6 protein-coding genes are annotated in these 4,567 nt (G+C 63.7%); 1 reads left to right on the top strand and 5 read right to left on the bottom strand.

What is annotated here, in order from left to right; all coding sequences use genetic code 11:
• On the top strand, positions 1 to 886 hold an 886-nt coding region (locus tag VIM98_RS19170; protein WP_331994705.1), incomplete at its 5' end, for an MFS transporter.
• Between the two features lie 4 nt (positions 887 to 890).
• Here VIM98_RS19170 and VIM98_RS19175 read toward each other — a convergent pair.
• From VIM98_RS19175 to VIM98_RS19195, 5 genes are all read right to left on the bottom strand, one after another.
• Entirely contained in the window at positions 891 to 2,471 is a 1,581-nt protein-coding gene (locus tag VIM98_RS19175; RefSeq protein WP_331994706.1) for a PepSY-associated TM helix domain-containing protein, read from the bottom strand.
• A gap of 4 nt (positions 2,472 to 2,475) precedes the next feature.
• Positions 2,476 to 2,730 (bottom strand): hypothetical protein, encoded by a 255-nt coding sequence (locus VIM98_RS19180; RefSeq protein WP_331994707.1) that lies wholly within the window; start codon positions 2,728 to 2,730, stop codon positions 2,476 to 2,478.
• Positions 2,727 to 2,984, bottom strand: coding sequence for a hypothetical protein (locus VIM98_RS19185; protein WP_331994708.1), 258 nt, complete (start codon positions 2,982 to 2,984; stop codon positions 2,727 to 2,729). The genes VIM98_RS19180 and VIM98_RS19185 overlap by 4 nt, the downstream gene beginning before the upstream one ends.
• A gap of 79 nt (positions 2,985 to 3,063) precedes the next feature.
• Positions 3,064 to 3,846 (bottom strand): prolyl oligopeptidase family serine peptidase, encoded by a 783-nt coding sequence (locus VIM98_RS19190; protein ID WP_331994709.1) that lies wholly within the window; start codon positions 3,844 to 3,846, stop codon positions 3,064 to 3,066.
• A 19-nt stretch (positions 3,847 to 3,865) separates the two neighbouring features.
• A partial coding sequence (locus VIM98_RS19195) for a phospholipase D-like domain-containing protein (protein ID WP_331994710.1) occupies positions 3,866 to 4,567 on the bottom strand: 702 nt, incomplete at its 5' end.

Here is a 4,567-nt window from a genome sequence, read left to right on the forward strand (position 1 = left end):
GGCGCACGGCCAGCCGCCGCTGTCGCTGGGTTTGATGCTGGTGGCTCGCCTGGCCCTGGGCTTCGGCGAAAGCTGTGTAGGCACCGGTTGCATCATGTGGGGCATTGGCCGGGTGGGTGCCGAACACACGGCCAAGGTGATTTCCTGGAATGGCATCGCCACCTACGGTGCGTTGGCGGTGGGTGCGCCGCTGGGCGTGGTACTGGTCGACCGGTTCGGTTTCATTGCCATCGGTGCGTCCAGTGCATTGTTGATGGCGGCCAGCCTGTTGGCTGCAATGGGCCGTCCCGGCGTGCGCGTGCAGTCCGGCGAGCGTCTGCCGATGCGTCATGTCTTCGGTCGCGTCACGCCCTATGGAATGGGATTGGCACTGGGGTCGATCGGTTTCGGCACGATCTCCACCTTCATTACGCTCTATTACGCTAGCGTGCACTGGCACGGCGCGGCGTTGGCGCTGAGCGTGTTCGGCGTATGCTTCGTCGGCGTGCGCCTGGTGCTGGGCGGCGTCATTTCGCGTTTCGGCGGTTACCGCGTGGCCATGATCTCGTTCGTGGTCGAATGCGCGGGCTTGATCGTGCTCGCCCTGGCCAGCAGCGCCGGCATGGCGATAGTCGCCGCGGCACTCACCGGCATGGGTTTCTCGTTGATTTTTCCGGCGCTGGGTGTCGAAGCCGTCAATCGCGTGAGCATCAACAACCGCGGTGCGGCGTTGGCTGCGTATTCGGTCTTTATTGATGTCGCGCTGGGTATTACCGGTCCCTTGGGTGGCTGGATCGTCACCGGCGGCCGCTACGGGCTGATGTTCGCCATTGCGGCAGCTATGTCGCTGGCAGCCATGGCGCTTACGGGATTGTTGTATTTCCGGTATGGCAAGCCGACGCGCTGAACCGTCACCTTGATGGCTGGCGCGCGTCTGCTGCGCGCCGCACCGCCCAGACACTGTTTTCTTCGCCATGCATTGCACGTATGCGAGCGGCGCGTGCGAATAGCAGAAAGACGCTGCCCAGACCGATGCCAGCCAGATCGATGCCGAGCACGGCAACCGTTTGCGATGTCCACAGTTGCGTCCAGGCCGAACCGTTGCGCAGCAGATCGACTACCGCCACCACAACCGTGAGTATCCCCGTGGCAACGAGTAGCTCTGCCGTCGCGCGCGCGATCGGACGAAGGCAGGCGTAGACGCAAGCGGCGAAGAACAAGCCGTAGCAGGCGATGCGCTGCGGACCGGCCGCTTCGATGCCCAGTCCGTCGGCGATCATCGTGGCGGCGAACGCGCCGGAAATGGCCAGGCATGAGCCGATGCATACGCCGACTGTCGCGCGCGCCATGACGCGGGTCTTCAATGGCTGGTCGGCGTGGCGGCGTTTGCGCCGCGATTCGATCCATAACAGGTTGCCGGAGTAAAACAGGAACGCACCGGCCAGACCGAGCAGGAAGTACAACCACTGTACGGCGCGGCCGCCGAAATTGCCGAAATGCAGCGCGTACATGGCGGAGTAGACGATGCTGTTGCCGCTGCGCGTCTGGCCGACGCTGTGCATCAGCTCGTGGCCACTCGCTGCATCGAGTGCGATATAGCCGTAGATATCCAGTGCACGATCGGACAGTCCCCGCACCATTGCCACACCATTACGGTCGCCGTAATGGGTGAAGTGCAGGTAGTCCGCTTCGAAATCGGTGGCGCCGTGCGAGCGCGCAATGTCGGCGGCGCGGGCAATCAGCGCGTCGTATCCAAGCATCGGTGCCGCCACGCCCGCGGCTTCGCGCACCGGTTCTGTTCGTGTCGCGTCGGCAAAGGCGTCGAACAGTTTGCCGTCGAAGGCCGCGGTATTGAGCGCCAGCATGGTCACCGTGAACAGGCAGAACACCGCACCGGTCAGCGCGAACACGATATGGAAAGGAAGACTGAGTACACCGATGGCGTTATGCGCGTCCTGCCATAACCGTTTCAGGTTCTTGCCCACCCGCATGGCAAAGAGGTCTTTCATTAACTGCGGCAGGTGCAGAATCACGCCGGACACCAGCGCCAGCCCATACAGCACGCTGACGATGCCCATGAAATAAAGGCCGATCGTAGGAAAGCCGAGCGAATCGTGCAGGGCATAGACGAAGTCGGCCAGATCGTTGCGATTGCCTTCGTCGCCCGGGTGGCCCAGTTCATCGGCCGTCGCGAAGTGTGTCTGGCCGTTGTCGAACCAGAATGCATAGGGCGCTTGTCCCGGTGTACGCGGCAGCACGATGCCGAAATCGGCGCGCGCCTGCGGATGTCGTGCGACGAGCCGATCGATCAGGGCCTGTGTCGATACTTTGGCGCTTGGCGCCGCACGCCACGGCGGTGTCTGCCAGGTGGCGATGTCGTCGTGGAAGACGGTGAGCGCGCCGGCATAGAAGGCGATGAACAAGGCAAAGCCGGCCAGAAGTCCGGTCCACGTGTGAACGACCTGAAAGGTGCGCAGGGTGCTTGCTTTCATGTCGTCAGGCCCCGGCGAAACGATGTGCGAGCCAGAGCGCGGCAAAGGCCAGTATGTTGGCGGTGCCCAGGCTCAACCAAGCCTGGCGGCCGTTGCGGAAGAAATATGCCGCAGTCATACAGGCGATCCACAACGGGAAAAACAGCAGCAGGAGGGCAATCAAGGCGCGCTGGCCGCCGGGAAGCGCGTACAGCAGCCCGATCAAGGCAGCGGAGAGCGGCAAGCCGAGCAGCGTGCCGGCCAGGCAACGGGCGATCACCGCGCGACCCCGCGCCACCAAGCCAGGTATGGCAGGCTTACCCAGACCAACATCAGATTGACCAGCAGGGCGCTCAACCCGGCGCCCAGGCCGGCCGAGGCGATCCACGCCCAGGCGCTCAGGCCGAGGCACAGCCAACCGATCGCGCGGGCGGCGACGGGCAGGAGCGTTCGCCGCCAGGTTTGCCGACTGCTGGCGAGGAAAACCAGGCCGCCGCCGAGCAGGCACAGCGCGAGCGCGCAAATTGTGATCACGCTGTCCGCCCCTAATTACAAATGAGATTTATTATCATTTGTCGGAAGCCGATGGTCAAATCGGCACCTACAGAGACGGTCAAAGCTCGGGTTCGGCAACCTTGTGCGAGAACATCCACGGCCAAAGCTCGGCGGTGGCATAGGCCGGCACCCAGGATCCATGGTTGACACCGGGGAACTCGGTAAAGCGCACATCGGTGCCCCGTTTTTCCAACGCGGCATGCATCCGGCGCGAGCCTTCCGGCGGGACGACGGTGTCGGCGCTGCCATGGAAGATCCACACAGGCAGCCGGCCCACGCGATCGGCCACCCAACCGTAGGGATCGCGCCCGGCCGGGGGATTGCCGACCTTCAGCTCCGGCTCGTCCGCCGGGCCTTCGATGCCGCCGCAGATGATCGCCGCCGCCGCGAACACGCCGGGATGATCGATGGCGAACTGCCATGAGCCATAGCCGCCCATCGACAGGCCGGTCAGGTACACCCGGTGCTTGTCGCCGCGATAGGCCTTGACGCTTTCGCGCAACGCCTGCATGGCCATGCGCTCGCTCTGGCCGTTCCACAGCGTATCGTCGGGAGCCTGCGGGATAACCACCACGGCCGGGAAATCCGCACCGTGGTCGCGCAGCCACGGCGGCAAGCCCTGGGTCATCTGCTTCTGGTTGTCCGCGCCGCGCTCGCCGCTGCCATGCAGGAACAGCACCACTGGCCATTCGCGTTTGGCCGTCCAGCCGGCTGGCACGAAAACCTGATAGCGATAGGTATGGCCGTCCAGGTTGAGCTTGCGTTCGACGAAATGCTGGGCTTCGGCATGCACGGAGGCGGTGGTCAAGAGGAGGAGCAACAAGGCCAGACGGCGGATCATCGATTCTCTCGCTTCAAAGTCAAAGGACAGGGTCGAACAGTCGAGCAACATGCATGATCAGGCGCCGAAGATACGGGGCCCTTTCATAATCGGCCGGGACGATCTGACGCGCCTGTGCAAAATCGGCCAGCAACATCGCTTCGACCTCGGCGGCGAAGGCCGGGTCGATGTTCAATGCGCCGATCTCGAAATTCAGGCGGAACGAGCGGTTATCCAGGTTCATCGAGCCGATCGACACGGTGTCGTCGTCGATCAGCATCACCTTCTGGTGGATGAAACCGGGTTGGTAGCGAAACATCCGTGCGCCGGCGAGCACGGCTTCGTGCGCATACAGGCCGGACGCCTGAAAGACGGCATAGTGGTCGGGGCGCGAAGGGATCAGCACACGGACGTCCACGCCACGGAATACGGCCAGACGCAAGGCGGCCATGACGGCTTGGTCCGGTACGAAGTACGGGGTGGTTATCCAGACACGTCGAGTGGCGGCATGGATGGCGCTGACGAAGTACAGCGAGCAGCTTTCCTGATTATCCGCCGGGCCCGTGGCGGCGATCAGGGTCAGCGCCGGTCCATGAGCGTCACGTGGCGTAGCCATCGGCGGCAGCTTGCCCGTCACCCAATACCAATCCTCGGCGAAGCTGCGTTGGAGATCGGCGACAGCCGGGCCTTCGATCTGGATATGCGTATCGCGCCAGGGCGCCAGCGGCGGGTTCATGCCCAG

This window comes from Dyella sp. (assembly GCF_036568765.1).
Lineage (GTDB): Bacteria > Pseudomonadota > Gammaproteobacteria > Xanthomonadales > Rhodanobacteraceae > GSA-30.

Excerpts from the sequence above, each read along its gene's own strand:
- VIM98_RS19175 (WP_331994706.1), bottom strand. The coding sequence starts at position 2,471 with ATGAAAGCAAGCACCCTGCGCACCTTTCAGGTCGTTCACACGTGGACC.
- VIM98_RS19190 (WP_331994709.1), bottom strand. The coding sequence starts at position 3,846 with ATGATCCGCCGTCTGGCCTTGTTGCTCCTCCTCTTGACCACCGCCTCC.